21 protein-coding genes are annotated in these 24740 nt (G+C 73.2%); 17 read left to right on the top strand and 4 right to left on the bottom strand.

Annotated elements, in window-relative coordinates; translation table 11 throughout:
• The first annotated feature begins 23 nt into the window (after positions 1-23).
• A complete protein-coding gene (locus M6B22_RS03385; protein WP_269444367.1) occupies positions 24-482 on the top strand; it encodes a GNAT family N-acetyltransferase in 459 nt (152 codons plus the stop codon).
• Here the strand turns inward: M6B22_RS03385 and M6B22_RS03380 are convergent.
• From M6B22_RS03380 to rpmB, 3 genes are all read right to left on the bottom strand, one after another.
• On the bottom strand, positions 461-3091 hold the full coding sequence (locus tag M6B22_RS03380) for a helix-turn-helix transcriptional regulator (RefSeq protein ID WP_269444366.1): 2631 nt from the start codon (positions 3089-3091) through the stop codon (positions 461-463). The genes M6B22_RS03385 and M6B22_RS03380 overlap by 22 nt on opposite strands.
• A gap of 119 nt (positions 3092-3210) precedes the next feature.
• Complete coding sequence (locus M6B22_RS03375) at positions 3211-3747, bottom strand: response regulator transcription factor (RefSeq protein ID WP_269444365.1); 537 nt, start codon at positions 3745-3747, stop codon at positions 3211-3213.
• Between the two features lie 80 nt (positions 3748-3827).
• Complete coding sequence (gene rpmB, locus M6B22_RS03370) at positions 3828-4019, bottom strand: 50S ribosomal protein L28 (protein ID WP_269444364.1); 192 nt, start codon at positions 4017-4019, stop codon at positions 3828-3830.
• Positions 4020-4227: 208 nt separating this feature from the next.
• Between rpmB and M6B22_RS03365 the strand changes: the two genes are divergently transcribed.
• The 16 genes from M6B22_RS03365 (at position 4228) to M6B22_RS03290 (ending at position 22212) form a co-directional block, all read left to right on the top strand.
• On the top strand, positions 4228-5847 hold the full coding sequence (locus M6B22_RS03365) for a DAK2 domain-containing protein (protein ID WP_407935632.1): 1620 nt from the start codon (positions 4228-4230) through the stop codon (positions 5845-5847).
• 7 nt (positions 5848-5854) lie between these two features.
• Positions 5855-8065 (top strand): ATP-dependent DNA helicase RecG, encoded by a 2211-nt coding sequence (gene recG / locus M6B22_RS03360; protein WP_269444362.1) that lies wholly within the window; start codon positions 5855-5857, stop codon positions 8063-8065.
• On the top strand, positions 8062-8613 hold the full coding sequence (rsmD, locus tag M6B22_RS03355; RefSeq protein ID WP_269444361.1) for a 16S rRNA (guanine(966)-N(2))-methyltransferase RsmD: 552 nt from the start codon (positions 8062-8064) through the stop codon (positions 8611-8613). The genes recG and rsmD overlap by 4 nt, the downstream gene beginning before the upstream one ends.
• Before the next feature lie 17 nt (positions 8614-8630).
• Positions 8631-9113, top strand: a complete 483-nt coding sequence (gene coaD, locus M6B22_RS03350) for a pantetheine-phosphate adenylyltransferase (protein WP_407935631.1) — start codon at positions 8631-8633, stop codon at positions 9111-9113.
• 16 nt (positions 9114-9129) lie between these two features.
• Complete coding sequence (locus M6B22_RS03345; RefSeq protein ID WP_269444359.1) at positions 9130-9930, top strand: hypothetical protein; 801 nt, start codon at positions 9130-9132, stop codon at positions 9928-9930.
• 57 nt (positions 9931-9987) lie between these two features.
• Positions 9988-10614 (top strand): YceD family protein, encoded by a 627-nt coding sequence (locus M6B22_RS03340; protein ID WP_269444358.1) that lies wholly within the window; start codon positions 9988-9990, stop codon positions 10612-10614.
• Between the two features lie 4 nt (positions 10615-10618).
• Entirely contained in the window at positions 10619-10798 is a 180-nt protein-coding gene (gene rpmF / locus M6B22_RS03335; RefSeq protein WP_269444357.1) for a 50S ribosomal protein L32, read from the top strand.
• A gap of 8 nt (positions 10799-10806) precedes the next feature.
• Entirely contained in the window at positions 10807-11532 is a 726-nt protein-coding gene (gene rnc / locus M6B22_RS03330) for a ribonuclease III (RefSeq protein ID WP_269444356.1), read from the top strand.
• Positions 11533-11579: 47 nt separating this feature from the next.
• Positions 11580-12473 (top strand): bifunctional DNA-formamidopyrimidine glycosylase/DNA-(apurinic or apyrimidinic site) lyase, encoded by an 894-nt coding sequence (mutM, locus tag M6B22_RS03325; RefSeq protein WP_269444355.1) that lies wholly within the window; start codon positions 11580-11582, stop codon positions 12471-12473.
• A gap of 159 nt (positions 12474-12632) precedes the next feature.
• Positions 12633-12821, top strand: coding sequence for a hypothetical protein (locus M6B22_RS03320; protein WP_269444354.1), 189 nt, complete (start codon positions 12633-12635; stop codon positions 12819-12821).
• A 139-nt stretch (positions 12822-12960) separates the two neighbouring features.
• Positions 12961-16557, top strand: coding sequence for a chromosome segregation protein SMC (gene smc, locus M6B22_RS03315; protein ID WP_269444353.1), 3597 nt, complete (start codon positions 12961-12963; stop codon positions 16555-16557).
• Positions 16558-16646: 89 nt separating this feature from the next.
• A complete protein-coding gene (locus tag M6B22_RS03310) occupies positions 16647-17642 on the top strand; it encodes a L,D-transpeptidase (protein ID WP_269445805.1) in 996 nt (331 codons plus the stop codon).
• The gene (locus M6B22_RS03305) at positions 17639-18700 is read left to right on the top strand and encodes an Ig-like domain-containing protein (protein WP_269444352.1); all 1062 of its coding nucleotides are present in this window, start codon (positions 17639-17641) and stop codon (positions 18698-18700) included. The genes M6B22_RS03310 and M6B22_RS03305 overlap by 4 nt, the downstream gene beginning before the upstream one ends.
• A 44-nt stretch (positions 18701-18744) precedes the next feature.
• Positions 18745-19929 carry a signal recognition particle-docking protein FtsY gene (gene ftsY / locus M6B22_RS03300; protein ID WP_269444351.1) on the top strand — a complete coding sequence of 395 codons (1185 nt, stop codon included), beginning with the start codon at positions 18745-18747 and terminating at the stop codon, positions 19927-19929.
• 61 nt (positions 19930-19990) lie between these two features.
• Positions 19991-21022 carry an L-threonine 3-dehydrogenase gene (tdh, locus tag M6B22_RS03295; RefSeq protein ID WP_269444350.1) on the top strand — a complete coding sequence of 344 codons (1032 nt, stop codon included), beginning with the start codon at positions 19991-19993 and terminating at the stop codon, positions 21020-21022.
• On the top strand, positions 21022-22212 hold the full coding sequence (locus tag M6B22_RS03290; RefSeq protein WP_269444349.1) for a glycine C-acetyltransferase: 1191 nt from the start codon (positions 21022-21024) through the stop codon (positions 22210-22212). Before tdh ends, M6B22_RS03290 begins: the two co-directional genes overlap by 1 nt.
• A gap of 57 nt (positions 22213-22269) precedes the next feature.
• Here M6B22_RS03290 and pepN read toward each other — a convergent pair whose 3' ends face one another.
• Positions 22270-24735 (bottom strand): aminopeptidase N, encoded by a 2466-nt coding sequence (gene pepN / locus M6B22_RS03285; protein ID WP_269444348.1) that lies wholly within the window; start codon positions 24733-24735, stop codon positions 22270-22272.
• Positions 24736-24740: the final 5 nt, after the last annotated feature.

The following is a 24740-nucleotide window of genomic DNA, read 5'->3' as shown; positions in this document are numbered from 1 at the left end:
AGCCGCCGGATAACCTCGCGGCCGTGGAGTTGCTGATCCAGACCCGGGCGTACGACGACGCCGACGTGATCCGCCTGGTCGAGCAGGTGCAGCAGGAGTACGTCGTGCGCTACGGCGGGCCGGACGAAGCGGTCGTCGAGCTGGCGGAGTTCGAGCCGCCCCACGGCCTGTTCCTGGTCGGCCTCGCCGACGGCGAACCGGCCGCGACCGGCGGCTGGCGCCGGATCGAGAACGGCGTGGTCGAGATCAAGCGGATGTACGTGGTGCCGCACGCGCGCGGGCACGGCTTCGCGCGGCGGCTGCTCGCCGAACTGGAAACCAGCGCCGCCGCGTCGGGCGCCACACGGGCGGTGCTCAACACCGGCAACCAGCAGCCCGAGGCGATCGCGTTGTACGAGAGCTGCGGCTACCTGCGGGTGCCCGCGTTCGGGCACTACGCGTGCCAGCCGGGCGCGCTGTTCTACGGCAAGGAACTCGGCTGACAGGTTGCTGTAGCGGCCACGTCGGTCTCGGCGGCCGGCGGTGCGGCGGCCGGCGGTGCGGCGTCCGGCGCGTCCGGCGCTGCGTCCGGCGGTGTGGCTGACGGCGCGTCCGGCGCGCCCAGCTCGGCCGCGAGCGACGCGGCGTGCGCGCGGTTGTTCGCGCCCAGCTTGGCCGATCCGGACGCGATCTGGGTGACCACCGTGTGCCGCGATACGCCCAGCCGCGAGGCGATCTCGGAGTTGCTCAGCCCCTGTCCGACCAGGTGCAGCACCTGAGCCTCGCGCGCGCTGAGCAGCCCGGTGCCGCGGCGCGGCGCGGGGCTGCTGCGCCGCAGCCCGCACGCCCGCAGCGAGCGGTGGATCCGACCCAGCAACGGCAGCATGCCGGCAGCCTCGACGCGCTGCTCGAGGTCGGTGAGCACCGCGACCGCCGCCGCCGTGTCTCCCGCCGCCGCGAGCGCCTCGCCCCGGCGCCACAGGCAGCGCAGCTCGCCGCGCCGGTGATAGGGCGCCCAGAGCCGCGCCGCTTCGGCGAACGCCTCGGCCGCAGCGGCGTGCTCGCCCGCGTGCCGCAGCCCGAGCGCGACCGTCTCCGGACGTGCGCCCAGCACGCCGGGCACGGTCTGCTCGTCGACCGGTGCGCCCGGGTCCTGACCGAGATCGGCGAGCACCCAGGCGCGGGTCACCTCGCCGTATACGCGCACCGTCGGGAACAGGCTGCGGGCCAGGAACGCCTCGACGTGCCGGCGGGCCTGCACCGGTCGCCCGCCCCAGAGCTCGGCCTCGGCGTGGATCCAGTCCAGCACCTGTCCGTTGTCCTGTACCGCCTCGGCGGACGCGCCGGCGAGCAGCCGCACCGCCTCGTCGATGCGGCCCAGGTCGATCAGGGCCAGGCAGTACGTCTCGGCGACGCGGTCGCGACTGCGCGCGTCCAGGGCCGCACCGGCCAGTTCGTCGAAGCCGTACAGGACGGCCGCGTAGTCGCCGATCTGGAAGTCCAGGTTGAGCAGGCCGATGCGCACCATGGCCTCGCGCTTGCCCAGGCCGAGCTCGCGGCACCGGCCGATGTACTCGTGGGCCACAGCGCGGCCGTGCTGCGGGTCGCCCGCGGTCTCGCTCATCGCGACCAGGTTCAGCGCGGCGGCGACCTCGGTGCTCAGGTCGCCCTCCGCACGGGCGAGGTCGACCGCGAGCTGCACGTGCTCGGCCCAGTCGGGTTCGCCGCAGAAGAACAGCGCGGTGCCGTAGATCGACTCGGCACGTGCGCGGATCCGCCCGGTCGACGTGGCGTGTTCGAGCGCGACGCGGGCAAGTTCCAGACCGTGCGGGTAGTCGGCGTCGAGGAAGATCGGGATGCGCGCGGCGGCGATCTGCAGCTCGACCTCGACCTCGCTGTCCGAGCCGCCGGCCAGCTCCAGCCCGGACGCGACCGCCGAGCGCATCACCTCCGGCCGGCCGGCGATCCAGGCCGCGCGCGAGCGAAGCAGGCAGGCCCAGGCCTGCGCGTCGCGGTTGTCGGCCGACACCGCGTCCAGCACGGTGTTGAGCCCGTCCCAGTCGTCGACGGTCTGCAGCGCGAGCGCCGCTCTGATCCGCAGCTCGTCCGCCTCCGGGCCCTGCGCGCAGGTCGCGGCGATGGCCAGGTGGGCGGCCCGTTCACCGGGGTTGCTGGTCTGCTCGGCGGCGCGCAGCGCGGCGGTGTGTGCGGCGGGCCGGTCGTCGGCGTGCAGGAAGTGCCGGGCGGCCTCGCCGGGATCGCGCACGCCCCGCGCGATGCGGGCGTGCAGCGCCCGGCGTTCGTCCGCCGCCATCTGGTCGACGGCGACCTCGCCGAGCAGCGCGTGCCGGATCTCGATCCCGTCCCGGTCGGCGACCGCGAGGCCGGCGGCGAGCAGCCCCTGGACGCCGTCCGCCCCGAGGTCCTCGACCGGCACCGGACGTCCGGCGAGCGCCAGCAGGCCGAACGCGTCGCGCCCGGCATCGTCCAGGTGGCGCAGCCGGGCGGCCATGGCCAGCCGCAGGCTCTCGGACGGCTCGCCCGAGGACGCCAACTCCTGCAGCAGCAGCGGGTTGCCGCCGGTCCGCTCGATCAGGGTGCTGACCGCCGCCTCGGGTAGATCGGGGTGCAGCGTGCGCAGCAGTTCGGCCGACTCGTCCGGAGTGAACGGCGGCAGCTCCAGCACCGCGAAACCCGCCGCGCCGAGCGTGCCGATGACGTCGTCGGAGCGTGGTTCGCCGCGGCGGACCCCGGTCAGCAGGCCGAGCCGGCCGCCGAGGACGCCGACCACCTCGAGCGTGCCCGGGTGGGCCCACTGCAGGTCGTCGAGCAGCAGCACGCCGTCGCCGACCTGGGCCTCGACGTCGGCGCTGACGGCCTGCGGGTCGGCGCCGACTACCGCGCGGCCGAGGGCTCGGCGTAGCGGCAGGTACTCCATCCAGGACAGCGTCGAGAGCGCGCCACCTTCGTAGCTGTGCCGTCCCGCGCGGGCGGCGGCAGCACGCAGCAGCGTCGTCTTGCCGACGCCGGCCTCGCCCACGACGACCGTCGGCTTGTCCTCCCCGAGCGCGCCCAGCAGGCGGTCCAGCTCGTCGTGTCTGCCGATGAGCACGCGAGGATCATGACACGGTCCGGGCACTCGTGTTCCGGTGTGCGCGTGCTGTGGTTGCAGGCGGCGGCGGGTCCACGTCGGGACCGGGTGCGACCGGCGCCGCAACGCGGTCGGCGAACTCAGCCGGGTTTGATCCCGGCCCGGGCGGCGAGCACGACCGCCTCGGACGTGCTGCTCGCGCCCAGTTTGGCCCGCGCCGACGCCAGCCGGCGATCGGCCGTGCGGCGCGACAGGTGCAGCGCCCGCGCCGTCTCGCCCAGCGTCGCACCGCCGAGCAGGTGAGCCAGCAGGGCCCGCTCGTCGTCGGTGAGAACGGGCCGCCGCGCCGCCGCACCCAGCCGGTGCTCGAGCGTGCCCAGCCGGCGCAGGTCGTCGCAGAGCCGGTCGATCACCTCACGGTCGGCAGCGGCGTCGACGACGACGTCCGCGCCGATCACCGCCGCCAGCACGGCCCGTCCCGCGTCGTCGGCGTCGGCGACCGTCCCCACGCAGACGGTGCGCGGGCCGTCGGCACGCACCCGCCACCCCGTGACCACGGTGCCTCCGCCGGCCGCGGCCTCCCGGGCGGTGTCGGCGACCGTCTGCGGGTCGGCCCCCTCGAGCACGATGTGCCGGCCCACCTCAGCACCACCGGCCGGCCAGCACGTCAAGATCATGCCACGCAAGCCGGTGGGTGCAGACGCGAAACGGCCCGCCTCGCCGGAGCGAGACGGGCCGTTGTCGATGGTGTGGACGGTCAGCCGCGGGTGACCTTGCCGGCCTTCAGGCAGGACGTGCACACGCTGATCCGGCGGCGCGTGCCGGGCGCGACGAGTGCACGCACCTTCTGCACGTTCGGGTTCCACCGGCGGTGGGTACGGCGGTGGGAGTGCGAGACGGACATGCCGAAGCCGGGCCCCTTGCCGCAGACATCGCAGACGCTGGCCACTATGGCCTCCTTGGACGTGCGCACTATCGCGCTGATGGTGTCGGACGAGACTTGGCGCCCGAATCGTGCTGCGGGCAACCCGAGCAGTCTAACGGCTGCCCCGCCGCGGCCGCAAAACGCCACCGATCCGCCACGTAGCGGCGGGGCGGTTCTGTCGGTGCGGCCAGTATCCTTCGCACGAACTGCCCGTGGCGAGCTGGGGGTGCACGTGCTGGAGTCGCTCGACGCGGACGCCATCCGCGGTTGGAGCGTCGCTGCGGTCACCTCGCTCGACGCGCACCGGGCCGAGATCGACGACCTGAACGTGTTCCCGGTCCCGGACGGCGACACCGGCACCAACATGGCGGCGACGCTGCGCGCCGGGGCGGACGCGCTCGCGGCGGCCGACGCCGCGACGGTCGGGGACGCACTGGCCGCCCTGGCACGCGGCGCGATCATCGAGGCCCGCGGCAACTCCGGCGTCATCGTGGCCCAGTTGCTGAACGGCATGGCGACGGCGGCGGCGGGCGCGGACCGGTACTGCACCGCCGAACTGCGTCGCGGGCTGGCCGAGGGGGTGTCCCAGGCGTACCACGCGGTCGCCGAGCCGGTCGAGGGCACCATCCTCACCGTGGCGCGGGCCGCGTCCGAGCAACTGCCCGCCGGCGACGTGCCGCTCGCGCGCGCGATCACCGCGGCGGTCGCCGCCGCCGATTCGGCCCTGGCGCACACCCCGGACCAGTTGAGCGCGCTCGCCCGCGCGGGAGTCGTCGACGCCGGCGGCCGCGGCCTGGTGCTGCTGCTCGCCGCGCTCGCCACCGTGATCACCGGCCGAACGCCTGCCCTCGCGAACGTCGCCGCTCCGGCCGCGCGCAGCCGGGTGCCGCGCGAGAGCGGCAGCGCGGCGTTCGAGTACGAGGTGCAGTACCTGCTGCAGGCCGGCGAGCAAGCCACCATCGCGCTCCGGGACCGGCTCAGCGGGCTCGGCGACTCGGTGGTGGTGGCCGGGACGGGCGACGGCACCTGGAACGTGCACGCGCACGTCAACGACGTCGGTGCCGCCATCGAGGCCGGGCTCGCGGCCGGGCCCACCTGGCGCATCAGCGTCGTCCGGTTCGCCGACGCTGCCGGCCCGGCCGACGCCGGTGAGCATGCCGCCGGGCCCGCTGTTGCCACGCGGGCGCGGACCGCCGGCGCCGTCGTCACGATCGCGCCCGGTGCCGGCGTGCGGCACCTGTTCGCCGGGGAGGGCGTCGTCGTGCTCGAGCCGGACGCCGGCGCGGACCTGCAGCCGCACGACGTCGCCGCCGCGGTGCGCGGGACCGGCGCCACCGAGGTCGTGTTGCTGCCGAACGCCGAGCGGATGACCGACGTCGCGCACGCCGCTGCCGAGCAGGTCCGGGCCGACGGCGTGCGCGTGGCCGTGGTGCCGACCCGCTCGCCGGTGCAGGGCCTGGCGGCGATCGCGGTGCACGACCCGGCGCGGCGCTTCGACGACGACGTGGTCGCGATGGCCGAGGCTGCCGCGGCCACCCGGTTCGCCGAGATAACCGTCGCGACCGAGCGGTCGTTGACCTCGGTGGGCATCTGCCAGCAGGGCGACCTGCTCGGGCTGATCGACGGCGAGGTGGTCGAGATCGGCCACGGCCTGGTGGCCGTCGCCTTCGCGCTGGTGTCCCGGCTGCTCGGGGTGGGGGTGGAGCTGATGACCGTCCTGGTCGGCGCCGACGCCCCCGCGGGCCTGGGCGAGCTGATCGCCGGGCACGTGCGCGAGCGCGCCCCGCTGACCGACGTCAGCGTCTACGTCGGCGGGCAGCCGCGCTATCCGCTGATCATCGGGGTCGAATAACGTCGTCATGGCCGATCTGAACACGCCGCTGAGCGCCATCCTCGGGAGCCGAACGACCAAACCGCTGGAGAAGGCGTTCGAGATCCGCACGATCGGTGACCTGCTGCGGCACTACCCGCGCCGGATGGACGAGCGTGGCGAGCTCACCGATCTGGCGTCGCTGCGCGTGGACGAGGACGTCACGGTCATGGCCGAGGTGCGCAGCTGCGTGGAGCGCGACTACCGCAACCAGTCGACGGGGCGCCGCGACGTCCGCATCGAGGCCACCGTCAGCGACGGGCGCGGCTCGCTGCAGCTGGTGTTCTTCGGCGGCCGCAACCGGTGGCGCACCCGCGATCTCGTACCAGGCACGCTCGGCCTGTTCTCCGGCAAGGTGGGCGAGTTCCGCAGCCGCCGCCAGCTGATCCACCCGGACTACATGATCTTGCAGTCGACCGACATGGCGATGCAGGAGGCCGACGTGTTCGCGCGCCGGCTGATCGCCGTGTATCCGGCCACCAAGGACGTCCGCTCCTGGACGATCGCCAACAGCGTGGGCATCGCGCTGGACTCGCTCGGCCACATCACCGACCCGCTGCCGGACGAGCTGCGCGCGCGACACGGGCTGATGGGCCTGGACGCGGCGATCCGCGCGATGCACCAGCCGGACGATCGTGACCAGTGGTTCGCGGCCCGGCGCCGGCTCAAGTGGGACGAGGCGCTGCTCGTCCAGCTGGTCCTCGCCCAGCGGCGCGCACGGGCGGCGGCGAACCCCGCGACGCCGCGGCCGCCGCGCGCGGGCGGTGTGCTGGACGCGTTCGACGCCCGGCTGCCGTTCACCCTCACCGCCGGCCAGCGGGAGGTGGGTGCCGTGCTGTCGGAGGAGATCGCGGCGGCGCACCCGATGCACCGCCTGCTGCAGGGCGAGGTCGGCTCGGGCAAGACCGTGGTCGCGCTGCGGGCCATGCTGCAGGTCGTCGACGCCGGCGGCCAGGCCGCCCTGCTGGCACCCACCGAGGTCCTCGCCGCCCAGCACGCCCGCACCATCGAAGAGTTGCTCGGCCCGCTCGCCCGCGCCGGCCAGCTCGGCGGGGCGGACGTCGGAACCCGCGTCGCGCTGCTCACCGGCTCCCTCGGCGCGGCGGCGCGCAAGTCGGCGCTGCTAGACGCGGCCGGTGGCGCGGCAGGCATCGTCGTCGGCACGCACGCGCTGATCCAGGAGCAGGTCCAGTTCGCCGAGCTGGGGCTGGTCGTCGTCGACGAGCAGCACCGCTTCGGCGTCGAGCAGCGCGACGCCCTGCGCGGCAAGGCCGAGCGACCGCCGCACGTGCTGGTGATGACCGCGACGCCCATCCCGCGCACGGTGGCGATGACCGTCTTCGGCGACCTGGACACCTCGACGCTGGCCGAGTTGCCTGCCGGGCGCGCGCCGATCTCGACGGCGGTGGTGCCGGTCGCCGAGCGCCCCACCTGGCTCGAGCGCGCCTGGGCCCGGGTCCGCGAGGAGGTCGCGGCCGGCCACCAGGCATTCGTCGTCTGCCCGCGGATCGGCGCCGACCTGAGCGAGACGGAGGCCGAGCTGGACGCCGAACTGGGCCCGTTCGCCGACGAGCCACGGCAGCGGCGCCCGCCGCTGGCGGTACTGGACATCGCCCCGATGCTCGTCGAGGGTCCGCTCGCCGGGCTGCGGCTGGGCGTGCTGCACGGGCGGCTGCTGCCGGACGAGAAGGACCGGGTGATGGGCGACTTCGCCGCCGGCCGGCTCGACGTGCTGGTCGCCACCACGGTGGTCGAGGTCGGCGTGGACGTACCGAACGCGACGGTGATGGCCGTGCTGGACGCCGAGCGGTTCGGGGTCTCCCAGCTGCACCAGCTGCGCGGCCGCATCGGCCGGGGGAGCGCGCCCGGCGTCTGCCTGCTGGTGACCGAGGCGGGCGAGGGTTCGCCGTCGCGCGCCCGGCTGGACGCGATCGCCGCCACCACCGACGGCTTCGCGCTTGCGCGCCTGGACGTCGAGCAGCGGCGCGAGGGTGATGTGCTCGGGGCGGCGCAGAGCGGCCGGCGTTCGCAACTGCGGTTGCTGTCCCTGCTGCGCGACGAGGACCTGATCGTCGCCGCGCGGGCCGAGGCGAGCGAACTCGTCGCGCGCGATCCGGAGCTGTCCGCCTTTCCCGCGCTGGCCGCCGAGTTGGCCGTGCTGCAGGCCGACGAGCGGACCAGCTATTTGGACAAGGCGTGAGGATCGTCTCAGGCGCCGCCAAGGGCCGCCGCCTGCGTGTCCCGGCCCGCGGCACCAGGCCCACGTCCGATCGCGCCCGCGAGGGCCTGTTCAACTCGCTCGGCTCGCTGGTCGACCTGGCCGGCGCGCGCGTGCTGGACCTGTTCGCCGGCTCCGGCGCGGTCGGGCTCGAGGCGCTCTCGCGGGGTGCCGGGCAGGCCACCTTCGTCGAGTCCGATCGCGCCGCCTGCGAGGTGCTCCGGCGCAACGTCCAGGCGGTCGGGTTGCCGGGGGCGACGGTGCTGCGCCGGCCGGTCGCACCCGTGCTCGCCGAGCGCCCGGACGAGCCGTACCAGTTCGTGTTCGCCGACCCGCCGTACGCGCTCGCCGAGGCGGCGGTGCGGGCCGTGCTCGGGTCCCTGCTCGACGGGGACTGGCTCGCGGACGGTGCGTTGCTGGTGCTGGAGCGCTCGGCGCGGGCACCGGAACCGCAGTGGCCCGAGGGTGTGGCGGTCGTCATGAACAGGCGCTACGGGGAGGGCATGCTTTGGTACGGTCGCGCCCGATGACAACCCATGCCTCCCGGGTGCGCCGCGCCCTGTGCCCCGGCTCGTTCGACCCGGTCACCAACGGTCACCTCGACATCGTCGGGCGCGCCGCCCTGCTCTACGACGAGGTCGTCGTCGCGGTGTTCGTCAACGAGTCCAAGTCGTCGATGTTCAGCGTCGAAGAGCGCCGCGCGATGCTCGAGGAAGCCACCGCCGCCTACGGAAACGTGCGGATCGACGCCTTCCACGGCCTGATCGTCGACTACTGCACGGCCCACGACATACCGGTCATCGTCAAGGGCCTGCGCGCGGTCAGCGACTTCGACTACGAGCTGCAGATGGCCCAGATGAACCGTGGCCTGGCCGGGGTCGACACGCTGTTCATGCCGACCAACCCGGAATACAGCTTCCTTGCCTCTAGCCTGGTGAAGGAGATCACGAAGTGGGGCGGCGACGTCTCCTCGCTCGTTCCGGCCCACGTTCTCAAGCGACTGCAGGAGCGCACCGGCACGACGCACTGAGCAGGGAGTGAGCAGCATGACCGAGGAAGCCCTACGGCGCGCCGACGAACTGCTCACCGAACTGGTCGAGCTGGTCGAGACCGCCCGCACCCTGCCGATGTCCTCCTCCTGCGTCGTGCCGCGCGAGCACGTCCTGGACCTGCTGGACGGGCTGCGCGAGACGCTTCCGCCGGAGATGGACGAGGCCCGCCGGGTGATCGCCAACCGGGACACCTTGCTGCACGACGCGAACGCCTCGGCGAACACGACCAGGGAGCGGGCCGCTGCCGAAGCGGAGGCGCTGGCTTCCGACGCCAAGCAGCGCGCCGAGCGGCTGGTACACGAGGCCGAGGTGCGCGCCTACGACATCGTCGAGGAGGGCAAGACCGAGCATGCCCGGCTGGTGTCGGCCACCGGCGTGCACCAGGCCGCGGCGCGCGCGGCCGCCGAACTGCGCGAGGCCGCCGAGGCGTACGACGCAGCGGTGCGCGAGCAGGCTGACGGGTTGTCGGCGTCGCTGCACGGCGAGGCGGACCGCTATGCCGCGGACGTGCGGGCCGACGCCGAGCGGTACGCCGACAAGCTCGCCCGCGACGCCGAGGACTACGCCGACCGCACCCTGGCCGAACTGGCCGGCACCTTGCAGCGTGCCGCGGCCACCGCCGAGCAGGGGCGGGCCGCGCTGGCCCAGCGCCGGGCCGCGGCCGCCGCACCCGCCGACGGCCCGGACGAGCGCCGCGGCGCCGCCGGCCGCCAAGACCGGCCCAGCGACCGACGGGACAGCGAACAACGGGACAGCGAGCGCCGCGACCCCGACAAGACGGCGATTTCGGCCTGAGCACCGGGCTCGGCTAAGCTGTACGACGGCCTCAACCACGTCAAGGCCGACCCTCGTATGCCTGAGAACTCGACACCGAATCCCGGCGCTCCGCGCGCCGATCCGCGCAGCCCGTTCGTCTTCGACGTACGGGAGCTCGGCCGTCGCGCGGGGTCCATGCGGGCCTATCGGCGTAGTGTTCCCGCGCCTGCGGGGCTCGGCCTGGACATCATCGCGGTGCCGGAAGGTGCCCCGCTGGCGATCGACGTGCGGCTGGAGTCGGTGACCGAAGGCGTCCTCGTGACGGGTTCGGTCAGCGGCCCGGTGCGCGGCGAGTGCGGGCGGTGCCTCGGACCGGTCCACGATGAGCTCGACGTCGAGCTCTGCGAGCTGTTCGCCTATCCGGACAGCACCACGGACGCGACGAGCGAGCAGGACGAGGTCCACCGGCTGATGGGTGACTACCTCGACATCGAGCCGGTGGTGCGTGACGCGACGGTGCTGGCCCTGCCCTTCACCCCGCTGTGCCGACCGGACTGCGGCGGCCTGTGCCCGGACTGCGGGCAACGGGTCGACGACCTTCCCGCGGGGCACGCGCACGAACAGCTCGACCCCCGGTGGGCCGCGCTGGCAGCGTTCGGTGACACTGACAGCGACGCTGACGGCGACTCGTCGGGGTCCCACACCAGTTCGACTAAGGAGTAACGACGTGGCTGTTCCGAAGCGGAAGATGTCGCGCAGCAACACGCGCTCGCGCCGATCGCAGTGGAAGACCAGCGCGCCGACCCTCGTCGCGTGCCCGAACCGGGCCTGCGGCGAGCTGAAGCTGCCGCACACCGCCTGCAAGAACTGCGGGCAGTACGACGGCAAGCAGGTCCTCGGCGTCTGACGCCCGGCATGGCTGCTGTTTCCGAGCCGGCCGACCAGGACCGGCTGGCCAAGGCGCTCGGCGTCGAGGTGGACGCCGAGCTGCTGACGCGCGCGCTGACCCACCGCTCGTACGCGTACGAGCACGGCGGCCTGCCGCACAACGAGCGGCTGGAGTTCCTCGGCGACTCGGTGCTGGGCGTCGTCGTCACGGACACCCTGTTCCATGCGCACCCGGACCTGCCCGAGGGCAAGCTGGCCAAGCTGCGGGCCTCGGTGGTGAACATGCGCGCCCTCGCCGACATCGCCCGCGGGATCGGCCCCGACGGCGGGTTGGGTGCCTACGTCCGGCTCGGCCGAGGCGAGGAGAGCACCGGCGGACGGAACAAGTCCAGCATCCTGGCCGACACCGTCGAGGCGTTGCTCGGCGCCATCTACCTGGCCCAGGGGATCGACGGCGCGGCGCGCGTGATCCACGAGCTGTTCGACCCGCTGATGGAGGCGGTGGCCACCGGCGAGGCCGGCCTGGACTGGAAGACCACCCTGCAGGAGTTGACCGCCGAGCGGGGCCTCGGTGTCCCCGAGTACGTGATGTCCTCCGAGGGCCCGGACCACGAGAAGACCTTCACCGCGCGCGCGGCGGTCAACGGCCGCACCTTCGAAGCGTGCACCGGCCGCAGCAAGAAGGAGGCCGAGCAGGGCGCGGCCGAGGTGGCCTGGCGCGCGATCACCGCAGACGACGCCGCCGCCTCCTGAGCCGGCCGGTCCCGCGTGCCTGAACGTGCCGATGGCTGAATCGCCCGATGCCTGAACTTCCCGAGGTGGAGACGGTCCGCGACGGGCTGGCGCGCTGGGTGGTCGGGCGCACGGTCGCGTCGGTCGAGGTACGGCATCCCCGCGCGGTGCGCCGCCACCTGCTCGGTGCCGCCGACCTGGGCGCCCGGCTCGCCGGCGCGCGGATCACCGCGGCGTCGCGGCGGGGCAAGTACCTGTGGTTGCCGCTCGCCTCGGCAGCGGAAACGGACAGCGCCCTGGTCGCTCACCTGGGCATGAGCGGGCAACTGCTGGTGCGCCCCGCCGATTCGCCCGACGAACGGCACCTGCACGTGCGGATCCGCTTCGCCGACGTCCCGCCGGACGGCACCGGGACCGAACTGCGTTTCGTCGACCAGCGCACCTTCGGCGGCCTGATGCTCGATCAGCTGGTGCCGGCCGTCGACCGCCCGGACGAGCGGCTGCCCGCGCAGGTGCGGCACATCGCCCGCGACCCGCTCGACCCGCACTTCGACGACGCGATCTTCAGCGCCCGGCTGCGGCGCCGCGACTCGGCGCTCAAACGCGCACTGCTCGACCAGAGCCTGATCTCCGGCGTCGGCAACATCTACGCCGACGAGTCCCTGTGGCGGGCCCGGCTGCACGGTGAACGCCGCGGGCAGACGCTGCGGCCGGCCCAGGTCCGCGAGTTGCTCACCCAGGTGCGCGCGGTGCTGACCGAGTCGCTGCGTGCCGGAGGCACCTCCTTCGACGCGCTGTACGTGAACGTGAACGGCGAGGGGGGCTACTTCGAGCGGGCGCTGAACGTCTACGGCCGCGAGGGCGAACCATGCCCGCGCTGCGGCACCGCGATCCGCCGGCTGGCATTCATGAACCGTTCCAGTTTCCTGTGCCCGAACTGCCAGCGGCGGCCACGGAGTTGACCGTTCGATACCGCGGTGCGACCATAGTGTGACCTGATCGGAGCCGACTCGCGTCATCATGTCGGGCCCGGCCCCGCAGCGTCGACAACAAAGCCACCCTGGATCGGGCCACCGTGGAACACCGCGGGCCCGGTATCCGGTGAAGTGAAGGGTCGCCATATGGCACGCGCCTTGCTGGGTTACGTCGGCACCACCAACGATCAGTACCTCGCCCTGGAAGTGGCGCGGCTGCGCCGGCGGGTGGCCGAACTCGAGTCCGAGATGGCCGAACTGCGGGCCACGGATCACGCCGAACTCGACCTGGAACTGCATCGCATCGCCGAGGTATCCCACCCAGCCCTGACCTGACCCGGCCCCGCTGTCAGGCTTGACCGGGCCCAGCGCCGGCCGGACCGGGCGGTGCGAGCCGCCCGACGCGCGCTAAGTTCTCTTTCCGACGAATCCGCCGGACGGCGTGCGCACGCCGTGAACCTGATCCGGGAGACCCGTGCATCTCAAGTCGCTGACCTTGCGGGGTTTCAAGTCCTTCGCATCGGCCACGACGCTGCGCTTCGAGCCGGGCGTCACCGCCGTGGTCGGCCCGAACGGCTCCGGCAAGAGCAACGTGGTCGACGCGATCGCCTGGGTCCTCGGCGAGCAGGGCGCCAAGGCACTTCGGGGCGGCAAGATGCAGGACGTCATCTTCGCCGGCACCGCCGGCCGGCCGCCGCTCGGCCGGGCCGAGGTCACGCTGACCATCGACAACACCGACAGCGCGCTGCCGATCGACTACACCGAGGTCTCGATCACCCGGCGGATGTTCCGCGAGGGCACCAGCGAGTACGAGATCAACGGCGAGCAGGTGCGCCTGCTGGACGTGCAGGAACTGCTCTCGGACTCCGGTATCGGCCGCGAGATGCACGTGATCGTCGGGCAGGGCCAGTTGGACGCCGTGCTGCAGGCCCGTCCCGAGGACCGCCGCGGCTTCATCGAGGAGGCGGCGGGCGTCCTCAAGCACCGCAAGCGCAAGGAGAAGGCGCTGCGCAAGCTGGAGGCGATGCAGGCCAACCTGACCCGCGTCACCGACCTGACCAACGAGCTGCGCCGCCAGCTCAAGCCGCTGGGCAAGCAGGCCGAGATCGCCCGCCGCGCCGCCGGGGTGCAGGCCGAGCTGCGCGACTCGCGGCTGCGGCTGCTCGCCGACGACCTGGTCACGCTGCGCGCGGAACTGGACAAGGACGTCGCCGACGAGGAGGCGATCCGCCGGCACCGCACGCAGGTGGAGCAGGCGCTGGAGCAGGCGCGCGCCCGCGAGGCCGAACTGGAGCAGGCGGTCGCGGCGGATGCGCCGCTGGTCGCCCGCACCCAGGAGACCTGGTACCGGCTGTCCGCGCTGGAGGAGCGCTTCCGCGGCACCGCCTCGCTGGCGGGCGAGCGGGCGAGGCACCTGGCCGCCGAGCCGGAGCAGGCCCGCACCGGCCGCGAGCCGGAGCAGATGGAGGCCGAGGCGGCCGAGGTCCGCGTGGAGGAGGAGCGGCTGCAGGCCGGTCTCAACGACGCGAAGGCGGCGCTGGCCGAGGCGGTCGCGGAGCGCCAGGACTTCGAGCGCCGCCTCGCCGAGGCCGAGCGCGCGCTGGTCGCCGCCGCGCGTGCGGTCGCCGACCGGCGCGAGGGGCTGGCCAAGCTGATCGGCCAGGTCAACGCGCTGCGCACCCGCGCGGCCGCAGCCGCGGACGAGATCACCCGCCTCACCGCCGCCGCCAACGACGCGCGCGAGCGCGGCGCCGCGGCCGACGCCGAGCTCAATCGCGTGCAGGCCGAGGTCGGCGTGCTGGACGAGGGCGAGCTGAGCCTGGACGAGCGGCACGAGGCCGCGGTGTCGGCGTACGAGTCGGCGGCCGCGCGGATGCGTGAGCTCGCCGCCGGCGAGCGCGAGGCCGAGCGCGAGCGGGCCACCTGGACGGCCCGCGCCGACGCGCTCGCGCTCGGCCTGACCCGCAAGGACGGCGCCGGCGCCCTGCTCGCCGCGGGCGACCGGCTCCCGGGTGTGCGCGGCTCGCTGGCCGCCCTGCTCACCGTCGAACCCGGGTACGAGGCGGCGATCGCGGCCGCGCTCGGCGAGGCCGCGGACGCGATCGCGGTCGACTCGCTGGACGCGGGGCTCGCCTCGCTGGCCCACCTCAAGAGCGAGGACGCCGGTCGGGCCGCGATGGTCCTCGCCAGCGTCGTCCCGAAGACTCTCCAACCCGACGTCGACCTGCCGTCCGGTGCCCGCTGGGCGCTGTCCCTGGTGCAGGCACCGGAGGAGCTGCGCGGCGTCCTGGCCCTGCTGCTCGCGAACGTGCTCGTGGTCGACGACCTGGAGCTGGGCAGCCGGACGGTCGGCCACGGTGCGTTCGGGCGCGTGGTCACGCTCGACGGGGACGTGCTCGGTACGGGCTGGGTCGCGGGCGGCTCGGCGTCCACCCCCAGCGCGATCGAGATCCAGGCCGCCGTCGACGAGGCGCAGCAGAAGGCCGACGAGGCCGCGGCCCGGCACGAACGGCTGCACGCCCAGCTGACCGAGGCGACCGCCCGGGCCAGCGAGCTCGAGGCGGACGTGGAAGCCGCATTGGACGCGCTGCACCAGTCGGACGCGCGGCTGTCGGCGGTGGCGGAGCAGCTTGCCGAGCTGGGACAGAAGGCCCGCTCCGCGAACGCCGAGGCCGATCGGCTGGAGACCGCGCGGCACGCGGCCGAGCAGGCGCGTGACCGCGACCTGGCCGGGCTGTCCGAGCTCGAGGAGCGCCTGCACCTCGCCGAGACCCGGTCCGACGAACCGGCCGAGCCGGACACCGCCGAGCGTGACTCCGTGCAGGGCGAGCTCGCGGCCGCCCGCCAGGCCGAGCTGGAGGCTCGGCTCGCGGTGCGCACCGGCGAGGAGCGAGCCCGCGCGGTCGCCGGCCGGGCCGACCAGCTGATGCGCGCGGCCGAGATCGAGCGCGCCGCCCGGCGGCGGCAGCAGGAGGCGCGCGAGGCCCGGGCGCGCGCGGCCGTGGTGGCTGCGGCGGTCCGCGACGTGGCCACCCAGGTGCTCGGCCACATCGGCCGTTCGGTCGCCGCCGCCGTGACCGAGCGCGACGCCGCGCAGCAGGCCAGGGTGGTGCGCGAGGGCGAACTGCTGACCCTGCGCGCCCGCAGCCGCGAGCTGGCCGCCGAGCTCGGCCAGCTCACCGACGCGGTGCACCGCGACGAGATGGTGCGGGCCGAACAGCGGCTGCGGATCGAGCAGCTGGAGACCCGCGCGGTCGAGGAGTACGGCGTGGCCGTCGAGGCCCTCGTGGCCGAGTACGGGCCGGACCAGCCGTGCCCGCCCAGCGCGATCGAGACGGCCGAGTACGAGCAGGCCAAGGAGCGCGGCGAGCAGGTGAGCGCACCGCAGCCGGGCCCGTTCCACCGTCCCACCCAGGAGAAGCGGGCCTCGCGTGCCGAACGCGATCTTGCCCTGCTCGGCAAGGTGAACCCGCTCGCGCTGGAGGAGTTCGCCGCCCTCGAGGAGCGCCACCAGTTCCTGTCCACGCAGCTGGAGGACCTGAAGGCGACCCGCCGCGACCTGCTCACCGTGGTCAAGGAGGTCGACGAGCGGATCCTCGAGGTGTTCACCAGCGCCTACCACGACGTCGCCCGCGAGTTCGAGATCGTCTTCGAGGCGCTGTTCCCGGGCGGTGAGGGCCGGCTGGTGCTGACCGATCCGGACGAGATGCTCTTGACCGGCATCGACGTGGAGGCCCGCCCGCCGGGCAAGAAGGTCAAGCGCCTGTCGCTGCTGTCCGGCGGGGAGCGCTCGCTGGTCGCGGTGGCGCTGCTCGTCGCGATCTTCCGGGCCCGGCCCAGCCCGTTCTACGTCATGGACGAGATCGAGGCCGCACTCGACGACACCAACCTGGGCCGGCTGCTGCAACTGGTCTCCGACCTGCGCTCGAGCAGCCAGATCATCATCATCACGCACCAGAAGCGCACCATGGAGATCGCCGACGCGCTCTACGGCGTCACGATGCGCGGTGACGGCGTCACCCAGGTGATCAGCCAGCGGCTGCGCGAGGTGCAGGAGCCCGCCAGCGCCTGATCAAGCGTCCGGTACGCGTCAATTACCTGTGAAATGCGTCAGCCGGGGCCGGGCGTCCAGGGCGTGTCCAATACCGTGGTGGCGTGACGATGCCGAGTTCTGCCTCTCGACCGCGCCGCTTGTGGGGGTTCGCCGTGCTCATCGGTGCCGCAGCCGCCACCGTCCTGACGTCCTGCAGCACGGGCAGCAGTGGCCCGAGCCCTGCGGTGACGGTGACGCAGCACGACACGCCGAGCAGCAGCGACTCGACGACGACCACGCCCACCACGCCGCCGCCGAGCACCACCAAGCCCACCGGCCTGCCGGTGCATATCCGCACCGCCAACTCCGACAACGCCACCTATGGTGTCGGCATGCCGATCATCGCCTACTTCAGCAAGAAGATCACCGACGCGTCGGCGCTGAGCACCGGCACCAAGGTCACGGCGAACGGTGCCCCGCTCAAGGGCGGCTGGTACTTCGAGTACTCCGCCGCGAACAAGAACTACCCGATCGAGGGGCACTGGCGGCCCGAGCACTACTGGCCCGCGCACAGCACCGTGCACGTCGACATCCCGATGAAGGGCAAGTCCGCCGGAACCGGCCTGGTCTTCGACAACAGCCTGACACTCGACTTCGCGATCGGCGCCTCGCACATCGTCACCGTCGATGCCTCGACGCACAAGCTGACGGTCGTCGCCGACGGGCAGAAGTGGGGCACCTTCCCGGTCTCGCTCGGCGCGAACAACACGCGCACCCTGAGCGGCACCAAGGTGATCATGGAGAAGGGCCTGGACATCTCGATGCGCGGCCCGGGGTACTACGACCCGCACGTGAAGTACACGCAGCGGCTCACCTACGGCGGCGAGTACCTGCACGCGGCGCCGTGGAACAAGTACAACATCGACCACGGGATCGACTCGTCCAACGGCTGCACCAACCTGCACACCGCGGATGCGAAGAAGCTGTACGGGTTCCTCGACATCGGTGACGTCGTGCAGTACCCGAACGCGAACGGCGGCAAGATGCAACTCGGCGAGGGATACGGCGACTGGAACATCCCGTGGGGCCTGTGGCAGACCGGCGGTCTGGTGCACAGCTCGTGACCCGGCCCGGCACCGCCCGGCGCGCCCGGCGGCCCCGCGGGCTGCTGCTCGCCGTACCGGCGTTCGCAGCGCTCGCCTTGTCCGCGTGCTCGAGCGGGACGGCGGGAACGCCGCACTCGCCCGCCGGCACCTCCGGGGCGCCGGCAACCGGTCGTGCGACCTCCGCGCCCGCCTCGGGTGCCCCGGCGACCGCGAGCAGCAGCACCGCGAGCGGGCCGGCGAAGACCGTGCACGTGTCCTCGCTCGAGGGCGACGGTGGGACGTATGGCGTCGGCATGCCGATCGTGCTGCGGTTCACCCCGGCCCCCACCGACTCGAGCGCGTTCACCAAGGCGGCCACGGTCACTGTGAACGGCCAGCCGGCGAACGGCGCCTGGTACTGGGAGCAGACGACGGCGGACGAGAAGAAGACCAACACCTACGAGGCGCACTACCGTCCCAAGGGGTACTGGCCGCCCAACGCGACCATCGCGGTGAAGCTGCCCATCGGCGGGCTGAGTGCGGGCAAGGGCCTGGTGTACAGCGACAAGCTCACCTCGATCACCTTCCAGACCGGCGACGCGCACGTGTCCACCGTCGACGGGCAGACCGAGACGATGAGGGTGACCTCGAACGGCAGGCTGGTCAAGACGCTGAAGGTGTCGCTCGGCAAGGCGCAGACACCGACGTACACCGGCACCAAGGTCGTGATGCAGAAGGGTGAGGCCAACCCGAGCGGTAGCGGCCTGCGACCCGACGGAGCGGTGCGCATGGTCGGGACGGATCCGAACGATCGCTACAACCTGATCGTGCCGTGGTCCGTGCGGGTCACGATGTCCGGCGAGTACGTGCACGCCGCATCCTGGAACGGCGGCAACATCGGCGTGCGGTCGACCTCCAACGGCTGCACCAACCTCAACGTGGGCGACGCCAAGTGGTTCTACAAGTTCAGCCAGATCGGCGACGTGGTGACCTACAGCAACACCGGTGGCACCAAGATGCCGTCGTGGGACGGCTTCGGCGACTGGAACGTGCCGTGGGGCATGTGGGCGCAAGGCGGTCTGCTGCTCAACCACTGACCTGCCCGTGCCGTGCCGGAGCGCCGGGCTGAGAGGATGAGCGGGTGATCTGGCTCTGGGTTGCCCTGGCAATCGTCCTCGTCGCCGTCGTGCTCACGGTGGCGCTGGTGGTGCCGCGCCGCCGCCGCCCGCCGGCCCCGCCCGAGCCCGGCGTGGACTACCGGCCAGGGGTCGGCGACGACGCCGAGGTACCGCGGGACACGCCGACCAGATCGGTGGGGACGGTCGCCGAGCTCCCGGTCGAGGACGTCCTGGCGCCGCCTGCCGAGGAACTCGTCGCCCCACCGGCGGTGGAGACTCCCGAGCCGACGGCAGGCCGGCTGCTGCGCCTGCGCGCCCGGCTGGCCCGCTCGCAGTCCGGCCTCGGCCGCGGGCTGCTCGCCGTGCTGTCGCGCGACCGGCTCGACGAGGACGCGTGGGAGCAGATCGAGGAGTCGCTGCTCACCGCCGACGTCGGCGTGGGCGCGACCAGCGAGATCGTCGAGCGGCTGCGCAACCGGACCAAGGTGCTCGGCACCCGCTCGCCCGCGGAGCTGCGCGCGCTGCTGTCCGAGGAGCTGGTCACCGCGCTGCTGCCCGAGCTGGACCGCTCGCTGCACACGCTGCCGGTGGCCGGGCGTCCCGCTGTGGTGATGGTGGTCGGCGTCAACGGAACCGGCAAGACCACCACGTGCGGCAAGCTCGCGCGGGTGCTGGTGGCCGACGGGCGCACCGTGCTGCTCGGTGCCGCGGACACGTTCCGTGCCGCCGCCGCGGACCAGTTGCAGACCTGGGGCGCGCGCGTCGGCGCCGAGACCGTGCGCGGGCCGGAGGGTGGTGACCCCGCGTCGGTCGCGTTCGAGGCAGTCAAGGCCGGGACGGCAGCGGGCGTCGACACCGTGCTGATCGACACCGCCGGCCGGCTGCACACCAAGGTCGGGCTGATGGACGAGCTCGGCAAGGTCAAGCGGGTCGTCGAGAAGCAGGGACCGGTCGACGAGACGCTGCTCGTGCTGGACGCGACCACCGGGCAGAACGGGCTGACGCAGGCGCGCGTGTTCACCGAGGTCGTCGACGTCACCGGCATCGTCCTGACCAAGCTCGACGGCACCGCGAAGGGCGGCATCGTGATCAGCGTGCAGCGCGAGCTCGGCGTGCCGGTCAAGCTGATCGGGCTCGGCGAGGGCGCCGATGACCTGGCGCCGTTCGACCCGCAGCAGTTCGTCGAGGCCCTGCTGGGTGAGGCATGAATCCGGCATTCACCACACCCGGGTGTGATGGGTACCGGATTCATCGAGGGGGCGGGCGGGCATGAGGGCGCTGTACAAGCCCGCGGCGGCCGCGGGGCTGGAGCTGGTCGAGCGGCCCGAGCCGTCGGCCGGGCCGGACGAGGTGATGATCCGGGTGCTGCGCACCGGTATCTGCGGCACCGACCTGCACATCGAGTCGTGGGACGCCTGGGCGGCCGGTGCCGTCGACGCACCGCTGATCCCGGGCCACGAGTTCTGCGGCGAGGTGGTCGAGGTCGGGTCCGCGGTGCGTGACGTGCGCGTCGGCGATCTGGTCTCCGGCGAGGGACACGTCGTGTGCGGGACGTGCCGCAACTGCCGGGCCGGGCGGCGGCACCTGTGCATCCGGACGTCCGGCGTGGGTGTCAACCGTGACGGCGCGTTCGCCGAGTTCGTGGTGCTGCCCGAGTCGAACGTGTGGGTGCACCACGAGCAGGTGGACCCGGATCTGGCGGCGATCTTCGACCCGTTCGGCAACGCCGTGCACACCGCGCTGTCGTTCCCGCTGGTGGGCGAGGACGTGCTGATCACCGGGGCCGGGCCGATCGGGCTGATGGCGGCGGCCGTCTGCCGGCACGTGGGCGCCCGGTTCGTCGTCATCACCGACGTCTCCTCCTACCGGCTGGAGCTGGCCCGCGCGATGGGTGTCGACCTGGCCCTGGACGTGTCTCGGGAGAACATCGCGTCGGCGCAGCAGCGGCTGGGCATGGTCGAGGGCTTCGACGTCGCGCTGGAGATGAGCGGGCACCCGTCGGCGCTGCCGGACGTGATCGCGAACCTCAACCACGGCGGGCGCATCGCGATGCTGGGGCTGCCCGCGCAGCCGATCGAGATCGACTGGGGCAAGGTGGTCACCCACATGATCACCATCAAGGGAATCTACGGCCGGGAGATGTTCGAGACCTGGTACGCGATGAGCGCGATGCTGCGGTCCGGGCTGGACATCGGCGGCGTGATCACGCACCGCTTCCCGGCCGGCGAGTGGGCCGAGGCGTTCGCGACCGCGCGCGGTGGCCGGTGTGGCAAGGTCGTACTGGATTGGACGGTGCTGTGATGGCGTACGGAGCGGTGCGCGACCAGTTGCGCGACACGCTGCAGGAGATCCGCGCAGCGGGGCTGTACAAGAACGAGCGGCAGCTCGCCTCGCCGCAGGCGGCGAAGATCATGACGGCGGACGGCAGCGCCACCTCGCCGGTGCTGAACTTCTGCGCCAACAACTACCTCGGCCTGGCCGATCATCCGGCCGTCGTCGCCGCGGCGAAGGCGGCTCTGGACGACTGGGGCTTCGGGATGGCCAGCGTCCGGTTCATCTGCGGGACGCAGACCCAGCACACCGAGCTGGAGCGGCGGCTCTCGGCGTTCCTCGGGACCGAGGCGACGATCCTGTACTCGTCCTGCTTCGACGCGAACGGCGGCCTGTTCGAGGTGCTGCTCGACGAGCAGGATGCGGTGATCTCCGACGAGCTCAACCATGCCTCCATCATCGACGGGATCCGGCTGTGCAAGGCCGTGCGCTACCGGTACCGCAACCGGGACATGGCCGACCTGCGCGCGCAACTGGTCGCCGCGTCCGGGGCGCGCCGCAAGCTGATCGTCACCGACGGCGTGTTCTCGATGGACGGCTACCTGGCCCCGCTGGCCGAGATCTGCGAGCTGGCCGACGAGCACGATGCGATGGTGATGGTCGACGACTCGCACGCGGTGGGGTTCGTCGGCCCTACCGGCGCGGGGACGCCGGAGCTGCTCGGCGTGCAGGACCGCGTCGACGTGGTGTCCGGGACGCTCGGCAAGGCACTCGGCGGGGCGTCCGGCGGGTACATCGCGGCACGCGCCGAGATCGTCGAGCTGCTGCGGCAGCGCTCGCGCCCGTACCTGTTCTCGAACGCGGTCGCCCCTGCCGTGGTGGCCGGCTCGCTGGCCGCGCTCGACCTGATCGCGGGTAGCGAGGACGCCCGCGCGCGGCTTCGCGAGAACACCGCGCTGTTCCGGCGGCGGATGGCCGAGGAGGGCTTCGACGTGCTGCCCGGCGAGCACCCGATCGCGCCGGTGATGTTCGGCGATGCGGCGCTGGCGGCGCGGGTCGCCGACGAGATGCTCGGCCACGGCGTGTACGTGATCGCGTTCAGCTACCCGGTCGTGCCGCAGGGCAAGGCCCGCATCCGGGTGCAGCTGTCGGCGGCGCACTCTGCGGGGGACGTCGAGACGTGTGTTGCCGCGTTCGTCGCGGCTCGGTCCGCTGCCTGACCGTTGGCCCCGTAGCAGGGCGACACGCCGCGGCGGTCCCTGCTACGGGGCCAACGGTCAACCGAACTTCTGGCGGGACGCCACCACGCGGCGCAGGTCGTCGCCCGCGTCGAGCACCGAGCGGCGCACGCCCGGGTCCAGGTCGTCGCGCGCGAGCAGGGCTTCGGTGAGCTCGACGGTGTGCGGGTCCGCGGCGGTCTGCGGATAGGCGTACTCGCTGACCCGCGCGAGCACCCAGCCGGAGCGGATCGCGGCCAGGTCGGCGATCTCGGCGAAGTACCGCTCGACGTACGGGGCTGTCAGCTCACGCTGCGACGGCTGCCAGAATGCGTTGGCGATCGCGTACAGCTCGTAGTTCGGACAGCCGGCGTCGGCCATGATGGTCTGCCACGCGGCGTGCTTCGCCTCGGCATCGGGGCGCAGCGCCCGGCAGGCGGCGGCGTGCACCGCGCCCTGCGTGCTGCGGTCGGCGGCCGCCTCGGCGTCGAGCTGCGCAACGTCCAGCGCGCCGAGCGTGGCCAGCCGGCGCACCACCTCCCAGCGCAGCTCGGTGTCGATCACGACGCCGTCCGGCACCGCCGCGCCCGCGAGCCAGCCGCGGAGCCGGTCGGAATCGGCGCACGCGCGGACGTAGCCGCGCACCGCGGCGAGCTGCAGCCCGGACCCGGGCACGGCGGCGGTGGCGACGTCCAGCAGCAACACCGCCAGCCGCTCGGCCGCCGTGTCGCACTCGGCTGGCGGAAGGTAGCGGCCGATCAGCACCTCGCTCAGCCAGCGCGCCAGCACGCCCACCACCGCGTCGCTCGGGTCGATCGCGAGCACGGCCAGTGCCACCTCGAGCGCCGCCTGCGGTGCCAGTTCCGCGTCGGCGACGGCCAGGCGCATCGCGTTGCACACCACCACGCGCGGCAACGGGTCGAGCCCGCCGACCGCGGCCGGCAGCGCCCGCCAGGCCGCGTCGTCGAAGGCGATCTTGGCCCAGGTCTCGTCCAGGGAGTCGGCGATCACGAGCTGTTCGCTCCGGCCGAGCGGGACGGACGTGGACGGTCCGGCCAGCAGCGCGGGCTGTTGCGCCACCTGCCGCCCGGCCGCGTCGAAGGCGGCCACGGTGACCGCGTGCCGGCGCAGGGCGTGCGTGCCGGGCGGCGGCTCGCAGTGCACCGTCACCGTCCCGTCGACGTGCTCGGCGCGCAGCGTGTCCAGCCCGGACGACTGCAGCCACTGCTCGGTCCAGGCCGGCAGGTCCGCGGCGCCCGCGGCCGTCCAGGCGGCGAGCAGGTCCGCCAGCGAGGCGTTGCCGAACGCGTGATCGGCGAAGTAGCGCCGCAGCCCGGTCAGGAACACGTCCTCGCCCAGGTACGCGCCGAGCTGGCGCAGCACGGCCGCCCCCTTGGCGTAGGAGATGCCGTCGAAGTCACTGAGCGCGGTCGCGGCGTCGGCCGCGCCGTTGCCGGCGACCGGGTGCGTCGACGGTCGCCGGTCGGCCGTGTAGCCCCACGCCTTGCGGACGATGCCGAACTCGACCCAGGACCGGTGCCGCGTGACCGCATCGCACACCCGGTGGCCGAGGTACTCCGCGAACGACTCGTTGAGCCACAGGTCGTCCCACCAGCGCATCGTCACCAGGTCGCCGAACCACATGTGCGCCATCTCGTGCGCGATCGTGCTGGCCCGCACGGCGTGCTCGGCGTCGGTGGCGCGCGAACGGAACACCAGCGGATCGCGGAACGTGACGCAGCCGGGGTTCTCCATCGCACCGGCGTTGAATTCGGGAACGAACGCCTGGTGGTACTCGCCCCACGGGTAGCGCACGCCGAAGAGCCGGTGGAACTCGTCCAGGCAGTCGGCCGTGATCTGGGCCAGCTCGGCGGCGTCGCGGTCCAGGTGCTCGGCCAGCGATGCGCGCGCGTGCAGCACCAGCGCGATCCCGTCGTGCTCGGTGCGGATCGAGTGGTACGGCCCGGCGATCAGCGTGGTGAAGTACGTCGACAGCGGCCGCGCCTGCTCGAGCAGCCACGATCCGTCGGCGCCCCGCGTGGCCGGCGCGTTGCCCGCCACCGTCCAGCCGTCCGGGCAGCGCACCTCGAAGCGGTACGGCGCCTTCAGGTCGGGCTGGTCGAAGCAGGCGAACCAGCGCGGCGCCGCGTCCAGGAACGACATCGCGTAGAGGTAGACGTTGCCGTCGGCCGGGTCGACGTGCCGGTGCAGCCCCTCGCCGTCGTGCGAGTACGCCATCTGTGCCTCGACGACGAGTTCGTTGCTCTCGGCCAGTCCGGTGAGCGGCAACCGCCCGCCGGCCATCGTCTCGACCGGTACCGGCGTCCCGTTCAGCGTGACGCGCGTGAGCCGGTGCGGCTTCACGTCCACCCAGCTACCCCGTCGCGGGTCGGCGCAACGGAACCGGATCCGCGTCCTGGAGGTGAACGTCGGGCCGTCGCCCGTCAGGTCGAGGGCCACCTGGTAGCCGTCGACGCCCAGCAGCTCCGCCCGCTCGGCGGCTTCGTCCCGCGTGATGCTCCGCACCCGAT

The organism is Jatrophihabitans cynanchi, assembly GCF_027247405.1.
In the GTDB taxonomy this organism is placed as follows: domain Bacteria; phylum Actinomycetota; class Actinomycetes; order Mycobacteriales; family Jatrophihabitantaceae; genus Jatrophihabitans_B; species Jatrophihabitans_B cynanchi.
The sequence above is the reverse complement of the archived record's forward strand: the minus strand, read 5'-3'. Positions and strand labels throughout refer to the sequence as shown.